Origin of the sequence: Streptomyces sp. NPDC048277 (assembly GCF_040652235.1) — a bacterium.
Classification (GTDB): domain Bacteria; phylum Actinomycetota; class Actinomycetes; order Streptomycetales; family Streptomycetaceae; genus Streptomyces.
On sequence record NZ_JBEZLQ010000009.1, the window covers coordinates 180,437 to 198,983 of the forward strand.

An 18,547-nucleotide genomic window follows, 5' to 3' on the forward strand; every position below is an offset into this window, starting at 1 on the left:
GAGTGGGGGAGGGTGGGCGCGGCGGCACCCGGCAAGCGCCGGTAAGCGGAACCCCCCGTCTCCGGCCCTAACCGGCCGCCACCGCCACCGCTCCCTCCAGCCCGAGCAGCCACACCTTCCGCTCAACTCCCCCCGCATACCCGGTCATCGACCCGTCCGCCCCGATCACCCGATGACAAGGCCGCACGATCAACAACGGGTTGGCCCCGACCGCCCCGCCCACCGCCCGCACCGCCATCCTGGACGCCCCGATCCGCGCGGCGATCTCCCCGTACGTCGTCGTCGACCCGTACGGAACACCGTCGAGCGCGTCCCACACCCGTTCCCGGAACTCGGTCCCCCGCGCCCTCAACTCCAGCTGGAACTCCTTGAGTTCACCGGCGAAGTACGCGGCGAGCTGCTCCTCGGCCCCCCGGAAGGGACCGGGATCGCACAGCCACCCCGCCTCGACGCTCCGCCCGCCCTTCTGCCCGGGGACGGACAGGGAGGTCAACGCCCCTTCGTTGTCGGCGGTCAGGAGCAACTCCCCCACGGGCGAAGCGATCCGGGTCCAGTACGTGACCATCAGTTCCTCGACTCTCCTTCCACCAGCAGATGCTGGACGGCGTACGACCGCCACGGCCGCCACTCGTCCGGTACGTCCAGGCCGGGCGGGGCGACATCGGGGTCGCCGAGCGCGCGGACGCGGATCGTGGCGAGGACCGCCGGACCGACGCCGGGCAGCGCCCGCAGCGCGGCCTCCGCCTCGTCCCGGTCGGCGCCCGGGTCCAGCCGTACCGTGCCGTCCGCGAGCGCCGCGGCGAGCGCGCCGAGTTCTCCCCCGGGCTCGGCCGCGGCGAGCGCGGCGGGCTCCGGGAAGAGGTGGGTGAGGCTCCCGGACGGGGCGTCCAGCGCCTTGCCGTACCGCAGGACCAGGCGCTCGGCGCCGGCGCTCCCGACGAGCGCCCGTACGGCCGCCTCCGCCGGATCCGCGGCGCCGGGCGACCGCAGTCCCGGGCGCGCGGCGACCAGCGGAGCGAGCCGTGGGTCGTCGGCGAGCCGCTCGTCCACGGCGTACGGGTCGGCGTCGAGGTCGAACAGCAGGCGCAGCCGCTGTACGGCGGTGGTCAGGGCGCGCGGGTCGGTGAGCCGGAGCCGGGCGTCGAGCCAGCCGCCGGGACGTACACCGCCGCTCGCGGTGGTCGTGCCCCCGCCTTCCTCGACGGCGACGACGGCATGGCCGTACGGCAGGCGCAGGGTACGGCGGTAGGTGCGGGCGCCGGGCGCGCCGGTGACCTCCTCCACGCCGGGCACGGCCTCGCGCTCCAGCAGGTCGAAGACGGGGCCGGCCTGGTACGGGCCGCGGTGGGCGAGCCGCAGCGGGATCCCGGCGGCCGGGGAGCCGCGCCGGGCGCCCCGGCCGCCGGGCGCCGCCTCGCGCAGTTCGCTCGGGGTCGTGGCGTACACGGCGCGGATCGTGTCGTTGAACTGCCGCACGCTGGCGAATCCGCTCGCGAACGCGATCTCCGTGACCGGCAGTTCGGTGGTCTGGAGCAGCAGGCGTGCGGTGTGGGCGCGCTGGGCGCGGGCGAGGGCGACCGGGCCCGCGCCGAGTTCGGCGGTGAGCTGCCGCTGCACCTGGCGTGCGCTGTAGCCGAGCCGGTCGGCGAGGCCGCCCACGCCCTCCCGGTCCACCACTCCGTCGCCGATCAGCCGCATGGCCCGGCCGGCGACGTCGGCGCGGACGTTCCACTCGGCGGAGCCGGGAACGGCGTCCGGCCGGCAGCGGCGGCAGGCCCGGAAGCCGGAGCCCTGGGCCGCCGCCGCGGTGCGGAAGAAGCGGACGTTGCGCCGCTTCGGGGTGACCGCCGGACAGCTGGGGCGGCAGTAGATCCCGGTCGTCTCGACGGCGAAGAAGAACGCGCCGTCGAAGCGTGCGTCGCGGCTGCGGACCGCCTCGTACCTGGTGTCCTCGTCCATCACATGTTCCAGTGTGAGCGATACGGAGCCCCACGACTGGCGGAAAACGGACACGGCACTGGTGAAGAAGCGCCGACTGCCCGGGCCCCTTCAGGGGCGCGGGGCTGCAGCGATATGCGGCTCCGCCGCGTGGGCGCGCTCGGCCCCGCGCGCCCCTGCTCGGACGGCTACCGCCCCCGCCCCCGCTTCGCCTCCATCGCCGCCCTCCCCTCCGCGCCCTTCCGCTTCCAGTCCTTCTTGATCTCGGCCCGTAGCCGCGCGTCCGTCTTGGCGACGATCCACTGGTTCTCCCGCATCAGCTTGCGGTAGCTCTCCAGCCGGCGCACAGGCAGTTCCCCGGTCTCGACGGCGAGGCGGACGGCGCAGCCCGGCTCGGTCTCGTGCCCGCAGTCGGAGAACCGGCAGCCCTGGGCCAGTTCCTCGATCTCGGAGAACACCTGCCCGACCCCGGTCTCGGCGTCGAACAGCCCCACGCCGCGCAGCCCGGGCGTGTCGATCAGCACGCCCCCGCCCGGCAGCGCGAGGAGGTTGCGGGTGGTCGTGGTGTGCCGGCCCTTGCCGTCCACGTCGCGCGCGGCCCGGACGTCCATCACGTCCTCGCCGAGGAGCGCGTTGGCGAGGGTGGACTTGCCGGCGCCGGACTGGCCGAGCAGCACCGACGTACCGGAGCCGACGAGGGCGACCAGCACGTCCAGGCCGTCGCCCTGGTGCGCGCTGACCGTGAGGACCGGCAGGCCGGGTGCCGTCGCCTCGACGTCCTGGACGAGATGCGCGAGCGTCACCGCGTCCGGGACGAGGTCGGCCTTGGTGAGCGCCACGACCGGCTGCGCGCCGGACTCCCAGGCCAGCGCCAGGAACCGTTCGATACGGCCGAGGTCGACCTCGACGGCGAGGGAGATCGCGACGATCGCGTGGTCGACGTTGGCCGCGAGGATCTGCCCCTCGGACCGCTTGGAGGAGGTGGAGCGCACGAAGGCGGTACGGCGCGGCAGATACGCGCGTACGTACCGGGGGCTGCCGCCGGGCTCGACGGCGACCCAGTCTCCGGTGCACACGACCCGCAGCGGATCGTGCGGGGTGACGAACGCGGTGTCGGCGCGCAGCGTCCCGCCGGCGGTGACGACGTCGCACTGCCCGCGGTCGACACGGACGACACGCCCGGCCAGCAGTCCTTCGGCGTCGTAGGGGGCGAACTCCTTCGCCCAGGTCTCGTCCCAGCCGTAGGGAGCGAGCGCGGAGAAAACAGCGGAGCTGGAAGTCAAGGGTGACCCTTCAAAGGGCGGCCCCGGGAAAGCGAAAAGGTCAGCCGGTGGCCGCGGAGGTGGAATGGATGAGCTTCTGGTCGCGGGCAGCGCACAGCGCAACGACAGCCATCGGTCAACACCTCCCTTTCCCGACTCGGCGAACAGTGGCCTCACCGTATGGGGCACGGCTGCTCGCCGCCACCGAATATTTCCGGTGGCCCGTCCCCCGGGCCTTCCTGCGGGTCCCCTACGCGGCGAACGGCCCGGGTATCTCCCCCGACCCCCGCCGGACCAGTCGCGTCGGCATCACCACCGTGCGCGGCGGTGAGACGTCCCCGTGGATGCGGGCGAACAGCAGGTGCGCCGCGCTGGTCGCGAGGGCCACCGGGTCCTGGGCGATCACCGTGACCGGTGGGGTCAGCTGGGTGGCGAGTTCGAAGTCGTCGAAGGCGATGAACGCCAGGCCGGCGGGGAGGACGGTGAGGGCGCCGAAGGCGAGGAGTTCGTTGCCGGCCAGGAGCGCGGTCGGGGGGTCGGGAAGGGCCAGCAGGGCGGTGACGGTCCTCGCGGCCTCCGGGCCCGACCGCACGTCGTCCCTCACCAGCGCGGGGTCCGCCGCGATCCCGGCCGCCGCCAGCGCCGCCAGATAGCCCCGCCGGCGTTCCCCGAACGTCCAGATCTCCGGCGTGTCGCCGATGTAGCCGATCCTGCGGTGACCCTGCGCCACCAGGTACCCCACGGCCTCCCGTACCGCGCCGAAGTTGTCGACCACCACGGCGTCCACGTCCAGGCCCGGTGCCGCCCGGTCCACGCAGACGATCTTCGTGCCCTGCGCCTGGGCCGGGCGCAGGAAGCGGTGGCTGCCGGCGGCCGGGGTGAGGATCAGGCCGTCGACCCGGCGGGCGGTGAACGCGGCGATCACCTCGCGTTCCCTGCGCAGGTCGGCGCGGCTGGAGCCGATGAGCATGATGCTGCCGCGCTGCCGGGCGACGTCCTCGGCGGCGGAGGCGACGGCGGCCATGAAGGGGTCCGCGACATCGTCGACCAACAGCCCTATGGTCTGGCTCAGTTGGTGCGTGCGGCGCAACTGGCGTGCCACGTCGTCGCGTTGGTAGCCGAGTTTGCGGACCGCGGCCTCCACGCGCGCGGCGGTCCTCGGGGCGACGGCCGAATCGCCGTTGACGACCCGGGACACCGTCATCGCGCTGACGCCCGCCTCGGCGGCGACGTCCTTCATGGTCGGCCGGGTCGCTGCCACGCCACGTCCTCCACCTGCGTCACGTTTGAGCGTCGACTCGTTAACGTTACCAACTCGTCCGCATATCAACTCCCGTACAAATAACGGAAGTCAAGGGTCGGACAACATCAACACCCGCCGTCTGCACCACCCTTGACACCCCGCTGTGAGCGCCCCAAGAATCAGCCAAGCTGTTAACGATACCAACCAGAAGGCACAACATGGCCTCTGCAAGGGAACCACTGCTCACGGCACATGGAGTGGTCAAGCGTTTCGGCCACGTCCAGGCGCTCTCGGGCGCCGATTTCACGGCATACCCCGGCGAGGTCGTCGCCCTGATCGGCGACAACGGTGCCGGCAAGTCCACTCTGGTGAACGTCCTGTCGGGCGTGCTCGCCCCCGACGCCGGCGAGGTCCGCCTCGACGGCGCGCCCGTGCGGTTCTCCGGGCCGATGGACGCGCAGCGGCACGGCGTGGAGACCGTGTACCAGGACCTGTCGCTCGCCCCCGATCTCGACGCGGCGGCCAACCTCTATCTCGGCCGGGAGATCGTGCGCGGGGGGCTGCTCGGGCGGATCGGCGTCCTCGACCGGCCCGCGATGCGCCGGGAGGCGGTGAAGGCCTTCGCCGAACTCGGCGTCGAACTCAAGGATCTGACGGCAGCCGTGACAACGTTGTCCGGCGGGCAGCGGCAGTCCGTCGCGGTGGCGCGCGCGGTCGCCTTCGCCCACAAGGTGATCTTCATGGACGAGCCGACCGCCGCCCTGGGTGTCGTCCAGCGCGCCCGGGTTCTGGAGACCGTCCGCAGGGTCGCCGACCGGGGCATCTGTGTCGTACTGATCAGCCACAACATGCCCGAGGTGCTGTCGGTCGCGGACCGGGTGGAGGTGCTGCGGCTGGGCCGGCGCGTCGCGTCGTACACCGCCGCGGACACGACGATCGAGGAACTCGTCGGGGCGATGACCGGATCGCTGGACGGCCCGAACGGGGGCAAGGACGCGGAGGGCGGACAATGACGGCGGAGAGTCAGAAGGCGGCGGTCGACGGCCGTGCCACCGTGCCCGACTGGCTACGGCGCGCCGCAACCCTCAACGAGCTGTGGACCTTTGTGATCCTCCTGGCGCTGGTGGCGTTCTTCACCATCGCCGCGCCGGGCAAGTTCTTCACCACGTACGACATCACCCAGATCGCCGTGAACGCGGCCATCTACCTGGTGCTGGGCGTCGGTATGACGTTCGTGATCATCACGGCCGGCATCGATCTGTCGATCGGCTCGGTGCTGGTGCTGGCCGCGGTGGCGGCGGGCGAGTACAACCTCCATCACGGCGGGCCGGATTCGGGCTGGGGCACGGTCGCGTTCTGTGCGGTGATCGCGCTGGCCGTGGGCACGGCGTGGGGCGCGTTGCAGGGTGCGGTGGTGGCGACCGGCAAGGTGCCGCCGCTGATCGTGACGCTGGGCGGGCTCGGCGCGGCGCTGGGGATCGCCGAACTCGCCACCGGCGGCCAGGACCCGGCCGGCGCGGCCTCCACCCATCTGCAGAACAGCCTCGGCTTCGGCAAGCTGCTCGGCATCCCGTGGATGGTGATCCTGGCCGCGGTGGTGACCGCGATCTTCGGCGCGGTGCTGGGCAGCACCCGGTTCGGCGAGCACACGCTCGCCATCGGTTCCAACCCGACTGCCGTACGGCGGGCGGGTATTCCGGTGGGCCGGCACCTGGTGAAGGTGTACGGGCTGATGGGGCTGCTGGCCGGGCTGGGCGCGGTGATGTGGCTGGCGTCGTACGGCACGACGTCGATCGCCGGGCACTCCACCGACAACCTCAAGGTGATCACCGCGGTGGTGCTGGGCGGAACGAGCCTGTTCGGCGGGCGGGGTTCGGTGCTGGGCACGGTGATCGGTGTGTTCATCCCGGCGGTGCTGACCACCGGGCTGATCGTGATCGGCGTCCAGCAGTACTGGCAGGACGTGGCGGTGGGCGTGGTGCTGGTCGTGGCCGTCTACATCGACCAGATGCGAAGGAAGACCCGGGAACGCGCATGACTGAGTCGCACATGTCTGAGTCGCACAGGACCAAGGAGAACTCTGTGATGTGGAACATTCGCGGCAGGCGCGGGCTGTTGGTCGCGGCGGGCATGATCCTCGCCCTGAGCGCGGCCTCGGCGTGCAGTTCGTCCAACAACAGTGGCGGCTCGGGGAGTTCGGGCTCCGCCAAGGGCAAGAAGGTCCGGCTGATCACGGGCGTGAAGAGCGACCCCTTCTACATCACCATGACCTGTGCCGCGCAACAGGAGGCCAAGGCCAAGGGGATGGACTTCACGGCGGACGGTTCCGCGCAGTGGGACGTGTCGGTGCAGCGCCCGCTCCTCGACTCGGTGGCGGCGGCCCGTCCGGACGGGCTGCTGATCTCGCCGGTCGACACCAGCGCGCTGACGCCGTCGCTCAAGCAGATCCAGTCGGCGGGCACCAAGGTGGCCCTGGTCGACACGACGGTGACCGACACGTCGGTCGGTATCACCCGGATCTCGTCCGACAACGAGAAGGGCGGCCGGGTCGCCGCCGACGCGCTGGCCAAGCTGATGAACGAGAAGGGCTCGGTCATCGTCATCAGCGTCAAGCCCGGTGTGTCGACGACCGACGCGCGGATCAAGGGCTTCACCGAGGAGATGGGCAAGTACCCGAACATCAAGGTGCTGCCCACGCTCTACGACAACGACCTGCCGGCCACCGCCGCCTCCCAGATCCAGTCGACGCTGGCCGCGCACCCGGACCTCGGCGGGGTGTTCGCGGGCAACACCAACACCGGTCAGGGCATCGCCACCGGTCTGAAGCAGGCCGGCAAGGAGGGCAAGGTGAAGGTGGCCGCCTTCGACGCCGAGCCGGACGAGATCGCCTCCCTGAAGGCGGGCACCCTCCAGGTGCTGGTCGCCCAGGACCCGGCGGCGATCGGCCGGCAGGCGGTGGACCAGCTCGCCGACGCCTTCGAGGGCAAGTCGGTCAGCAAGTCCATCGGCACCGACATGGTGGCGATCACGAAGGACAACATGAACGACGCGTCGGTCAGCAAGTACTTCTACAAGTCGCAGTGCTGAAAGTCCGCCAGGCGAATGATCTCTGACGGACCGTCAACGGCCGGGTGGACCCACCCTCTTGGGTCCGCCCGGCCGCCGGTCGTGCGGGCGGCTCAGCTCAGCGAGCAGGAGTCGCCGTTCAGCGTGAAGGCGTACGGCGAGGAGTTCTTGCCGCTCCAGGTGCCGAGGAAGCCGAAGGACAGGGTGCCGTTCGCGGAGACCGACTGGTTGTAGTCGGCGGCGTCGGCGGTGACCCGGGAGCCGTCCTGGCTGACGCTGGCGTCCCACATCTGGGTGACCTTCTGGCCGTCGCGGAAGGACCACTCGACCCGCCAGCCGGCCAGGGCCTGGGTGGTGGAGACGGTGACGGTGGCCTGGAAGCCGTCGTTCCACTGGTTGACCAGGTCGTAGGAGACCTTGCAGGTGGCCGCCGTGCTCTCGCCCGAACCGCCGGAGCCGGTGGCCTTGTGGCTGGTGCTCGCCGTCGGCGTGGAGGTGCCCTGGGGCTCCGGGTCGGGGTTCTTGTCGTCCGGCTTGCCCGCGGTGGCCGAGAAGGACGGGGCGGCGGAGGCCGTGTGCGTCGGGGACGGATCGGCGGACGGGACGACCGAGGTGGGGTCGGCGACCGGCTGGCGGTCGTCGTGCGAGGCGGCGGCCGTGTCGTCGCCGGAGCCGCCGCCCATCGGCATCATCGACACGCCGAGCGCCACCAGCGAGATCAGCAGCGCGGCGCCGAGCAGACCGTGCCGCAGCACCTTGCCCCGGCCGGCGCCCTCCCTGGGGTCGCCGCCGTCGTGGTCGGCGACGCCCGGCCGGCCCGCGCCGAGCCGTACCTCGGCCGCGCGGCGACGGCGCTCCAGGTAGGCGAGGCCGCCCCAGCCGATGACGCCGCCGGCGAGCGCCGCGGGCAGTCCGCCGCCGTGCAGCCGCAGACAGGCGGCGGCCTCGGCGCACTGCACACAGGTGGCGAGGTGCCGGGAGAGGTCCTCGGGCGTGTCGGCGGAGGAGGACCGGGTGACCGCGTCGAGGAGCCGGGCGTAGCTGCGGCACTCGGCGTCCATCGGCGTGTCGAGGTGGGCGCGGTGGCAGCGGTCCCGGAAGAGTCCGCGTACCTGCTCCAGCTCCTGGGCGGCGACGACCGGATCGAGGCCGAGCCGGCGTGCCACGGAGGGCAGCGGCAGCGCCTCCACCTCGGCCAGCCACAGCAGTTCGGCGTCCGCCTCCTGCATGTCCCGGAGGCCGCGCAGCGCGACGGGCCGCTGCAGCGGCGGCCCGGTATAACGCGCGGCCTTCTCGGAGTTGAGCCACAGCCGGAGGTCCGGGTCGAGCTTGTGCCCCAGTCCCTCGGCCTCCCAGCCGGCGGCCGTGTTGCGGACCGCGGTGAGCAGCAGCGGGATCATCGGCAGCCGGGCGGCGCGCCGTCCGTTGACGCGGAGGGGCGTGAAGTCCGTGTCACGGGCCTCGCGCATACCCAGCGCGAAGGCCTCGGTGGCCAGCTGATTGGCCGTCAGGGAGCCGGACGTGCACAGGTCGGCGTAGGAGAGCACCGCGTCCCAGCATTCGGAGAACAGCGCTGCCTCGGCGGCGTCCTGGGGGGTCGGCAGGTCGGGCATGGGTCTCCTGCATCCAAAGCGAGGTCAACTCACCATATTGGCAATGGAGTTGGGGGGAACCTCGCGGCAGGACCCGAGCTTTTCACGTCCCCTGCACAACTGACAAGCGGCATATTCAAAACCGGTTACCGGTGGTCGTGCCACGGATTCTCCCCGTCACCCATACCACCGGTCCCCGGCGTCACGTCAACCGCTTGCGCCCAGCCGTCCGGCCGCTCCGCAACTCCGGCCTCTTGTACGGACGGCGACCGCCATTCGACTCACCGTTCTCGTGAGTCTCCTTCACCTCTCGTGAATCTCGTTGGTCCTCAGAGCTCCGCGGGCTCCTCCGCCTGCTCCTTCGCCGGAAGACTGTCCATGAAGGAGCTCACGGAGAAGACGGCGCGGCCGGGTCCGGGCGGGCCGTAGCCGGGGGGCGAGGAGAGCCCGAAGTCCTCCATCGTCTGCCGGTAGGCCTGGAGCAGCCGGATGTGGTACTCCAGCGGCGCGCCCTGCGGGTTGGCCTTGCCGAGCGGGGTGGTCGGCTCCGGGCACCAGGTGGTGAAGCGCGGGGTGATGCCGTGCGACATGAAGAAGCGCAGGCCCTCGGTGGTCGACTCGATCGCCTCGTCGACCGTCTTGAAGCCGAACGGCTCGGCCATCTCCACACCGGCGACGAAGTTGGGGATCACGTTGCGCGCGCCGAAGATCTCGGCGGAGTCGAGGATCCGCCTGTGCCACTCGTCGCGGCCGACGTACCGCTCCTTGCCGGGGCAGTACATCTTGAACAGGTACTCGTCCCACACCTCGTAGTTGGGGTGGTAGATCTGCACGCCGTAGTCCTTGAACCGCTGCACGTCCTCGCGCGGCAGCGCCTGGGCGACGACCTTGCCGATCCAGCGGCCCGGGAACCGCTCCTCGATGGCCTTGGCGTAGTGGCCGTAGAAGTCGGCCTCGTCACGCCCGGAGACGGTCTTGGTGATCGCGCCGCCGGTGAGCGTGTAGGCGGTGGACGTCTTCGCGGTGTCGTACCGGTCGATGATCTCCAGCGCCTCCAGGACCTCCTCCACGTCCTTGACGCCCGTGTACGGCCGCCCGGCCGCCTTGTGCTGGCGCCAGTTGTGGTTGATGTCGCAGTACTGGCACTCCTCCTTGGCGCCGAAGTACTGGCAGACCCGGAAGACGGTGAGGTAGATCAGGTAGCCCCACTGGATGGTCGGGGCGACCTCCATCACGGACTTCCCGTTGGAGAGCTTGTGCCGGTAGTACTCCGGCATCGGCGGCACCCCGACGTCGGCGATCCGCTTTCCGTCGAGGTAGAGCCCGAGCATCCCCTCGTCGTCCGCGGCCACCCGGTACGGCGAGGTGGGGTTCACCCGCACCGACACCACGGTCCGCCGCAGGTCGTACGGCCCGCCCGTGAGGATGATCTCCTCCGGCGGCCGGCGCAGCGCGGCCTCGCCCAGCTCGGGCAGGGTGCCGTGGTCGAAGGAGAAGATGAAGTACGACTTCGGCTTGACCTCGCCGCTCTCGTTGTCGCTCAGCGCGGAGGGGTCGAAGGCGACACCGCCCCGGAGCAGGTCCTCCTTGAAGACGGCTTCCCGTGGTACGTGCGGGAACCTCTCCATCAGATCCTCGACCAGCGCGGTACGGCTGCCCATCCCGTTTCTCCTCCCGGCTCAGGCGTTCGACTCCTCACGTTATGCCCCTCCGGCGGCGGAGGTGGGAGCGGGGGCCGGGTGTGGCGTCCTGCGGGTCAGCCGGGCCCGGTCCCCCGTCGCGTCGACTCCCGCAGCACCACATGTGTCCCCAGCACCAGGTGCTGCCCGTCCGGGAGCTCGTCGCGGTGGAGGGCGAGGCGGACGGCCGCGCGACCCAGTTCCTCCTGGGGCACGTGGACCGTGGTGAGTGTCGGGTGGACGTCGCGGGCGACCGGGATGTCGTCGTACCCGGCCACCGCGATGTCCTCGGGGATACGGCGGCCGGACTCCCGTACCGCCTGGATCACGCCCGTGGCGATCATGTCGGTGGCCGCGAAGATCGCCGTGAACTCCCGCCCGGAGGCGAGGAGTTCGCGGGCCGCCTGGTAGCCGAAGGAGCGGGAGAAGACGCCGTCGAGGATCAGCTCCGGGTCCGGGGCGAGGCCGAGGAGTTCATGGGCGCGGGTGTAGCCCGCGATGCGCTGGGCGCTGGTGGAGAGGCCGGGTACGCGGCCGAGGTAGGCGATGCGCCGGTGGCCGCCGGAGAGGAGATGGCCGGTGAGGGCGAAGGCGCCGCCCTCGTTGTCGTAGTCGACGACGGTGGCCGGGACGCCCGGGCCGAGCGGTGGTCTGCCGACGAGGACGAGCCGGGAGCCGGCGCGGTCCAGGGCGTGCGCGAAGTGGGTCATGCGGTCGTGGTAGGCCTTGTCCTCCAGCGCGCCGCCCACCACGATCACCGCGTCGGCCCGCTGCTCCCGCATGGTCTCGACGACGGCGAGGATGCGCCTCGGGTCGCCGTGCGTGGTGCAGAGCATGCAGAGCCGGCCCTCCGCCGAGGCCTGCTCCTCCACCCCACGGGCGATGTGCGCGTAGAAGGGGCCGGTGACGTCGTCCACGACGAAGGCGACCGTCTTGTTGGTGGCGCCGCCGAGCGCGCGGGCGTGCGCGTTGACCACGTAGTCCAGCTCGCGCATGGCCTTGAGGACCCTGGCGCGGGTGGTGGCGGCCACCGGGTAGGTGCCGCCCAGCACCCGGGAGACGGTCGACGCCGAGACCCCGGCCCGCGCGGCCACGTCCCGTACCGTCGAAGCGTCCCCGTTCGGCGCCGGCTGTGTCTTCTTCACCACCGCTCGGCTCCCCTTCCTCGCGTGTTCAGGTCACCCTACGAGACGGCCGTCACGCGGCCCGCTCCAGGACCGACTGGTCGATGGCGTACCGCAGCTCGTCACCGGCCAGCAGCCGTTCGGCTTCCGCCACGACGGTGAGGCCGAGCCGCGCCACCTCGTTGCCCTGCGAGCCCGCGAGGTGCGGGGTGAGGAAGGCGCCCGGGAGGTCGAAGAGGGGGGAGTCGGCGGGCAGCGGCTCGGGGTCGGTCACGTCCAGGATCGCGGTGAGGCGGCCGGTGCGCAGTTCCCCGATCAGGGCGTCGTGGTCGACGAGCGAGCCGCGCGCGGTGTTGATCAGGACCGATCCGTCGGGCAGCAGGGCGAGTTCGCGGGCGCCGAGGAGGTGCCGGGTCTCGGGGGTCTGCGGGGCGTGCACGGTGACGATGTCCGAGGTGCGCAGCAGCTCGTCCAGCGGCAGCAGGGCGACGCCGAGGCGCGTGGCCTCCGCCTCGTCGACATAGGGGTCGGCGAGGCTGACCACCAGGTCGTAGGGGCGCAGGAGTTCGATCAGCCGACGGCCGATGCGGGAGGCGCCGACGATGCCCACCCGGCGGTGGAAGTTGCCGATCCCGGGGAGGATGTCGCCGTACGGGAAGGTGCGCCGGGTGCGCAGCAGGTCGCGGAAGGCGAAGACGTCCTTCCCGGCGAGCAGGATCATCGCGAGGGTGTACTCGGCGACCGGCAGCGCGTTGGCGGCGGCCGCCGAGGAGACGGCTATTCCGCGTCGCCAGACCTCGGGCGTGGTGAACCCCTTCACCGAGCCGGCCGCGTGCAGTACCGCGCGCAGTCTGGGCGCCGCGTCCAGGGCCGCCGCGTCGAGGACCGGGCAGCCCCAGCCGGTGACGAGGACCTCGGTGCGGGCGAGCGTCTCCCGTACCCGGGGGTCGGTGAAGTCGTGTGCCACCAGAGTGGGATCGATTTCTACACACTCGCGCAGCCGCGCGAGCGCCTCCGGCGGAAAGATGTGCGGCACGTTCTGGGCTGTCATGGCGAACAATGCCTGGGGACGCTCGGGCAAGGAAGTGACCTTCCGGCTCGGTGACGCGCGGATAGCAACCGGTCTCTACCGTAGGTCTCGGCGAATGAGAGGGTCAATGGACACGCACTCTCCGGAGGGACGGCAGGAATGGCAGACTCGGCGCAGACGGTCACCAACTGGGCGCGCAACATCACGTACACGGCAAAGGAGTTCCACCGCCCGCAGTCGCTCGACGCGCTCCGGTCGCTGGTGGCCGGCAGTGCGCGGGTGCGGGTGCTGGGCAGCGGGCACTCCTTCAACCGCATCGCCGATCCGGGCCCGGAGGGCGTGCTGGTCTCGATCGCCGGGCTGCCGCCGGCCGTCGAGGTGGACACGGCGGCCCGTACGGTCCGGGTCGCGGGCGGGGTCCGGTACGCCGAACTGGCCCGGACGGTCCACGCGCACGGCCTGGCGCTGCCCAACATGGCCTCGCTGCCGCACATCTCGGTGGCCGGTTCCGTCGCCACCGGCACCCACGGCTCCGGCGTGGCCAACGGACCGCTCGCGGCGACCGTACGGGAGGTGGAGCTGCTCCTCGCCGACGGCTCGACGGAGTCCGTGGCCCGTGGGGACAGCCGCTTCGACGGCGCGGTGACCTCACTGGGCGCGCTCGGGGTCGTCACCGCGCTCACGCTCGACCTGGAGCCGGCGTACGAGGTCGAGCAGACCGTGTACGTCGAACTGCCCCTGGAGGGGCTGGACTTCGCGGCCGTGTCCGGGGCCGCGTACAGCGTGAGCCTGTTCACCGACTGGCGGGAGCCCGGGTTCCGGCAGGTGTGGGTGAAGCGGCGCACCGACCGGCCGGCCGTGGACTTCGGGTGGGCCGCGCCCGCGACGGAGGCGATGCACCCGGTGCCGGGCATGCCGGGCACCAACTGCACCCAGCAGTTCGGGGTCCCGGGACCCTGGCACGAGCGACTCCCGCACTTCCGGGCCGAGTTCACCCCGAGCAGCGGGGACGAGCTGCAGTCGGAGTACCTGCTGCCGAGGGCGGCGGCGCTCGACGCGCTGCATGCCGTCGACGGCATCCGGCAGACGGTCTCCCCCGTCCTGCAGACCTGCGAGGTGCGCACGATCGCATCCGATCCGCAGTGGCTCAGCCCCGCCCACGGCCGGGACTCGGTCGCCCTGCACTTCACCTGGACCGACGACACGGCGGCCGTGCTGCCGGTGGTGCGCCGGCTGGAGGAGGCGCTGGAGCCGTTCGATCCGCGTCCGCACTGGGGCAAGGTGTACACCGCCGCCGGCGAGGCGCTGCACGGCCGCTATCCGCGGCTCGCCGACTTCCGCGCCCTGGCCCGGACCCTGGACCCCGGTGGGAAGTTCGCGAACCCGTTCGTACAGGATGTACTGGGCGGCTGACCGGCGGGACGGGCCGGGCTGGATGGGCCGGGTGGGCCGGGTGGGGTGCAGGCTTGGGAACCGGTCCGGGTTAAGGCTTAATAAAGCCCTTTTTGTAAGTCCTTGTCGAAAGCGCTTCCCAGCCCATAGCGTTGCGCCGCGTGAAGCACACATCACGGGACATCCGCACCGCGAACCGCTACGAGGTACTGCGGCACATCATCGCCGAGTCGCCCACCTCCCGGCAGGAACTGGCGGCCGTCACCGGGCTGAGCCTGGCCACGGTCGCCACGCTCGTCGGCGAGCTGCTCGAACTGCGGATGATCACGGAGGTCGGCTTCGAGGACTCGGCCGGCGGACGCCCCCGGGGACTCGTGGCGGTCAACGCGTCGGGGGGCGCGCTGATCGGCGTCGACATCGCGGAGACGTACGTCCATGTCGAGCTGTTCGACCTCGCGCTGAACGTGCTGGCCCGCGCCGAGGAGGACATCCGCCCCGGCGAGAACCGGCCCGAGCAGGTGGTGGGCCATGCCGCCGCGGCGATCGGCGCGGTGGTGGCACAGGCCGGGATCGAGGGCGCGCGGGTGCTGGGGGTCGGGGTGAGCGTGCCCGGGCAGGTGGACCGGGACACGGGCATCGCCGAGTACGCGCCCAACTGGGACTGGCACGAGGTGCCGTTGCTCGACCTGCTCTCCGAGCACATCGCCTACCCCCTCCACCTGGACAATCCGCTGCGCGCCTGCGCGGTGGCCGAGCAGTGGTTCGGGGCGGCGCGCGGGCGCGGGGACACCGTGGTGGTGAACCTCGGCACGGGTGTCGGCGCCGGGCTCGCGCTCGGCGGGCGGCTGCACCGGGGCGTCAGCAACAGCGCGGGCGAGTGGGGGCACACGACGCTCGTGCTGGACGGGCGGCCCTGCCACTGCGGCAACCACGGCTGTGTGGAGACGTATGTCGGCGCGCCGGGAATCATGCTGAACCTGCGGGAGACGAGCCCGCAGAGCCCGCTGCTGCACCCCGACGACCAGACCGCGACCATCGACGCGCTGGCCCGGGGCGTGGCGGACGGCGACCCGGTCGCGCTCGAGGTCGTACGGGACACGGCCCGTTACATCGGCGCCGGCATCGCCAATCTGGTCAACCTGCTCAACCCCGAACTGGTCGTGCTCAGCAGCTGGGTGGCCCGCAGACTCGGCGAACCGCTGCTCGACGAGGTGCGCGCGGCCGTCCGGCGGCATGCGCTGGGGCGGCCGTTCGCCGCCACGGAGATCGTGCTCTCCCCCATCCCCACCGACCCGGTGTGCCTGGGCGCGGCCACCTTCGCGCTGGAGGGCGCGCTGCGGTCGGTGGGGCTGCGGAACGGCGGACGGACCGTCCGTACCGCACCTTCAGCACGCTGACCACCGCCGTTTCCCCCGGCGCGAGGCCGCCCGCGCGGTGATCGAATAGTCCAAATCGCGAGTCCATAAATCCATTGCCGGGCTATTCGGCGCTCTGCGACCGTCGTGACGTATCCGCGGCCGGTCGGCCTCTCAAACCGGCCGGCCGTACGTCGTGTACGGAACGAGGGAGTCCCCCAGCGTGCCCGGAAACATCGAGGTCCGCGGTCTGTCGCGCACCTTCCACACCACCGTCCGGCGCCCGGGCTTCGCGGGCGCCCTGCGGTCCCTGGTCAACCCCGAGCGCGTGGCGAAGCACGCGGTCTCCGACATCACCTTCGACGTCGCCCCGGGCGAACTCCTCGCCCTGCTCGGCCCGAACGGCGCGGGCAAGTCGACCACCATCAAGATCCTCACCGGGATCCTCACCCCGACCTCCGGCGAGGCCCGGGTCGCCGGTGTGGTGCCGTACCGGGAGCGGGAGCGCAACGCCCGCAACATCGGGGCGGTGTTCGGGCAGCGCACCCAGCTCTGGTGGGACCTGCCGGTGCGGGAGTCGTTCGCGATCCTGCGGGACATCTACGAGGTGCCGAAGGCCGAACACGCCGCCCGGCTCAGGGAGTTCGACGACCTTCTCGAACTCTCCGCCTTCTGGGACACCCGGGTGCGGCACCTCTCGCTCGGCCAGCGGGTCCGCTGCGACCTCGCGGCCGCGCTGCTGCACGATCCGCCGGTCGTCTTCCTGGACGAGCCGACCATCGGCATGGACGTGGTGGTGAAGGAGCAGGTCCGCGAGTTCCTGCGGTACCAGGTGGCCGAGCGCGGCCGTACCGTCCTGCTGACCACGCATGACATGACCGAGGTGGAACGGCTCGCCGAGCGGGTGGTGCTGGTCAACCACGGGCGGCTGGTGCTCGACGGCACCCTGGACGAGATCCGCCGCGACTTCGGCTCGACCTGGCAGGTACGGGCCACCCTCGCCGACCCGCACACCCCGGTCGGCCCGCTGCCGGGCATCACCCTGGTGCGCCGGGACGGCCCGCAGGTGGTGTTCGGCCCGGACGGCCCGGCCGCACCCACCGTCCACCAGGCGCTGAAGCTGGTCATCGAACGGTACGAGGTGACCGGCGTGGCGGTGGACGAGGCGGACCTGGAGGACGTCATGCGGGCGGCCTACGCCGAGGCCAGGGCCGGGATCGGCGCCGCGGCCGAGGCCGAGGCGGTCTGACGATGGCCCTGACGTACGCCTGGCGCGCCGCCCGGGTCACCCCGCTCGGCGAGCTGTACACCCCGCCCCGCATCACCGCCGCGCTGCTGCGGCTGACCGTGCAGGTGGTGCTGGTCGCGTCCCTGTGGCACGGCCTGTACGCCCAGACCGGCACGACCGCCGGACTCTCCCGCGACCAGGCGGTCACCTTCGCCGTGCTGGCCGTACTGGCCTCCCGCCTGCGCGAGTTGGACCAGTACGCGGCCCGGGACACGATCGTGCAGCACATGTACTACGGCACGATCGTCTACTGGTACCTGCGTCCGCTCTCCCCGCAGCGCTACTACGCGCTGCGCGCACTGGGCGAGCAACTGTACGGCCTCGCCTGGGCGTTGACCGGATACCTGATCTGCCTGGCGGCCGGGGTCGTGGTACCCCCCGAGTCGGCGGCCGTGGCGGGTGTGTTCGCGCTCAGTCTCCTCCTCGGCCAATGGGTCCTGCACTACATCATGCTGCTCATCAACCAGTTGTGCTTCTGGACGATGCGCAACACGGCGGCCCTGCTGATCCTGATCTTCGCGCAGAACCTGATGTCCGGGGTGTACGCGCCGCTCTGGTTCTTTCCGCACTGGTTCCTGACACTCAGCTCCTTCCTGCCCTTCCAGGCCACGCTGAACGTGCCGTTGTCGCTGTACGTCGGCCGTATTCCACTGTCCGAGGCGGGCTTCCAGCTCGGCGTCCAGGTGGCCTGGGTGGTGGCGCTGAGCGCCCTCACCCGGCTGCTGTGGCGGCGGGCCGCCCGTCGAGTCGTCTCACAGGGAGGCTGACGTCCATGAACTCCGTACGGATCATGTGGCGGATCACCCAGCTCAACTTCCGTGCCCAGCTGGAGTACCGCGCCGAGTTCCTGATGATGATCGCGGTCGGGGCGGTCTGGCAGGTGTCGGTGATCGTGTTCGCGACCGTGCTGCTGACCCGGTTCACCGGGATGGGCGGCTGGGACAGCTCGGACGTCCTGCTCATCCCGGCGACCCGGATGCTGGCCCACGGTCTGTTCGTGCTCTTCCTTGGCCGGGTGCACGGCCTGGGCCAGCACATCCAGGAGGGCAAGATCGACGCGTATCTGCTGCGTCCGATGCCGGTCTACCGCCAGGTCCAGCTCCAGTTCTTCCCGACCAACGCGATCGGCGACCTGACGGTGGCGGTGGGCCTGATGGCGGGCGCGCTGAGCCGCAGCCACCTGGACTGGACGGCGGGGCGGACCGCGTATCTGATCGCCGCGGTCCTCGGCGGCATGCTCCTGGAGGCGGCCCTGTTCACGGTGGTGGCCTCGGCCTCCCTGCGGTTCCCGGCCGCCGACTACTGGGGCCGCTGGCTGGAGGAACTCCTCGGCACCTTCGGCAGCTACCCCCTCAACGTCCTGCCCCGGGCGGTCGGCGGCTTCCTGACCTACGGCCTCCCGCTCGCCTTCGTCGCCTACTTCCCGGCGGCGGTCCTCACCGGCCACGGCCACAGCACCGGCGCCCCGTACTGGCTGGCGGCGAGCTCACCGCTCCTGGGTCTGCTCGCCTACCTGGCCGCGAGGTGGCTGTGGCGGTGGGCGCTGGGCCACTACACGGGGGTGAACGGCTGATCCTC

The 18,547-nt window shown here is 71.6% G+C and carries 16 protein-coding genes; 8 read left to right on the top strand and 8 right to left on the bottom strand.

All coding sequences use genetic code 11. The features are described from left to right. Positions 1 to 67: 67 nt before the first annotated feature. The 4 genes from AB0D85_RS21215 to AB0D85_RS21230 form a co-directional block, all read right to left on the bottom strand. Positions 68 to 565 carry a methylated-DNA--[protein]-cysteine S-methyltransferase gene (locus AB0D85_RS21215; protein WP_362322290.1) on the bottom strand — a complete coding sequence of 166 codons (498 nt, stop codon included), beginning with the start codon at positions 563 to 565 and terminating at the stop codon, positions 68 to 70. Then, the gene (locus AB0D85_RS21220; RefSeq protein WP_362322292.1) at positions 565 to 1,959 is read right to left on the bottom strand and encodes an AlkA N-terminal domain-containing protein; all 1,395 of its coding nucleotides are present in this window, start codon (positions 1,957 to 1,959) and stop codon (positions 565 to 567) included. Before AB0D85_RS21220 ends, AB0D85_RS21215 begins: the two co-directional genes overlap by 1 nt. Positions 1,960 to 2,126: 167 nt before the next feature. Beyond that, positions 2,127 to 3,221, bottom strand: coding sequence for a ribosome small subunit-dependent GTPase A (gene rsgA, locus AB0D85_RS21225; RefSeq protein ID WP_362322294.1), 1,095 nt, complete (start codon positions 3,219 to 3,221; stop codon positions 2,127 to 2,129). 229 nt (positions 3,222 to 3,450) lie between these two features. After that, the gene (locus tag AB0D85_RS21230) at positions 3,451 to 4,461 is read right to left on the bottom strand and encodes a LacI family DNA-binding transcriptional regulator (RefSeq protein WP_362322296.1); all 1,011 of its coding nucleotides are present in this window, start codon (positions 4,459 to 4,461) and stop codon (positions 3,451 to 3,453) included. A gap of 200 nt (positions 4,462 to 4,661) precedes the next feature. Here AB0D85_RS21230 and AB0D85_RS21235 point away from each other — a divergent pair, with 200 nt between their 5' ends. The 3 genes from AB0D85_RS21235 to AB0D85_RS21245 are packed head-to-tail and all read left to right on the top strand — an operon-like array spanning position 4,662 to position 7,530. Then, a complete protein-coding gene (locus AB0D85_RS21235; RefSeq protein WP_362322298.1) occupies positions 4,662 to 5,456 on the top strand; it encodes an ATP-binding cassette domain-containing protein in 795 nt (264 codons plus the stop codon). Beyond that, positions 5,453 to 6,481, top strand: a complete 1,029-nt coding sequence (locus AB0D85_RS21240) for an ABC transporter permease (protein ID WP_362322300.1) — start codon at positions 5,453 to 5,455, stop codon at positions 6,479 to 6,481. Before AB0D85_RS21235 ends, AB0D85_RS21240 begins: the two co-directional genes overlap by 4 nt. A 47-nt stretch (positions 6,482 to 6,528) precedes the next feature. Next, positions 6,529 to 7,530, top strand: coding sequence for an ABC transporter substrate-binding protein (locus AB0D85_RS21245; protein WP_362322302.1), 1,002 nt, complete (start codon positions 6,529 to 6,531; stop codon positions 7,528 to 7,530). Between the two features lie 92 nt (positions 7,531 to 7,622). Here the strand turns inward: AB0D85_RS21245 and AB0D85_RS21250 are convergent, their stop codons facing one another. From AB0D85_RS21250 to AB0D85_RS21265, 4 genes are all read right to left on the bottom strand, one after another. Further along, positions 7,623 to 9,122, bottom strand: coding sequence for a cellulose binding domain-containing protein (locus AB0D85_RS21250; protein WP_362322304.1), 1,500 nt, complete (start codon positions 9,120 to 9,122; stop codon positions 7,623 to 7,625). 308 nt (positions 9,123 to 9,430) lie between these two features. Next, positions 9,431 to 10,762, bottom strand: coding sequence for a radical SAM protein (locus tag AB0D85_RS21255; RefSeq protein WP_362322306.1), 1,332 nt, complete (start codon positions 10,760 to 10,762; stop codon positions 9,431 to 9,433). Between the two features lie 95 nt (positions 10,763 to 10,857). Continuing rightward, complete coding sequence (locus AB0D85_RS21260; RefSeq protein WP_362322308.1) at positions 10,858 to 11,925, bottom strand: LacI family DNA-binding transcriptional regulator; 1,068 nt, start codon at positions 11,923 to 11,925, stop codon at positions 10,858 to 10,860. A gap of 52 nt (positions 11,926 to 11,977) precedes the next feature. Beyond that, entirely contained in the window at positions 11,978 to 12,985 is a 1,008-nt protein-coding gene (locus AB0D85_RS21265) for a hydroxyacid dehydrogenase (RefSeq protein WP_362322309.1), read from the bottom strand. Positions 12,986 to 13,093: 108 nt separating this feature from the next. Between AB0D85_RS21265 and AB0D85_RS21270 the strand changes: the two genes are divergently transcribed. From AB0D85_RS21270 to AB0D85_RS21290, 5 genes are all read left to right on the top strand, one after another. Next, positions 13,094 to 14,347, top strand: coding sequence for an FAD-binding protein (locus AB0D85_RS21270; protein WP_362322311.1), 1,254 nt, complete (start codon positions 13,094 to 13,096; stop codon positions 14,345 to 14,347). Between the two features lie 140 nt (positions 14,348 to 14,487). Beyond that, on the top strand, positions 14,488 to 15,723 hold the full coding sequence (locus AB0D85_RS21275; protein ID WP_362322313.1) for an ROK family transcriptional regulator: 1,236 nt from the start codon (positions 14,488 to 14,490) through the stop codon (positions 15,721 to 15,723). A 181-nt stretch (positions 15,724 to 15,904) separates the two neighbouring features. Continuing rightward, on the top strand, positions 15,905 to 16,930 hold the full coding sequence (locus AB0D85_RS21280; RefSeq protein ID WP_362322315.1) for an ATP-binding cassette domain-containing protein: 1,026 nt from the start codon (positions 15,905 to 15,907) through the stop codon (positions 16,928 to 16,930). A gap of 2 nt (positions 16,931 to 16,932) precedes the next feature. Further along, the gene (locus AB0D85_RS21285) at positions 16,933 to 17,736 is read left to right on the top strand and encodes an ABC-2 family transporter protein (protein WP_362322317.1); all 804 of its coding nucleotides are present in this window, start codon (positions 16,933 to 16,935) and stop codon (positions 17,734 to 17,736) included. Positions 17,737 to 17,741: 5 nt separating this feature from the next. Further along, positions 17,742 to 18,542 carry an ABC-2 family transporter protein gene (locus tag AB0D85_RS21290; RefSeq protein WP_362322320.1) on the top strand — a complete coding sequence of 267 codons (801 nt, stop codon included), beginning with the start codon at positions 17,742 to 17,744 and terminating at the stop codon, positions 18,540 to 18,542. Positions 18,543 to 18,547 lie beyond the last annotated feature (5 nt).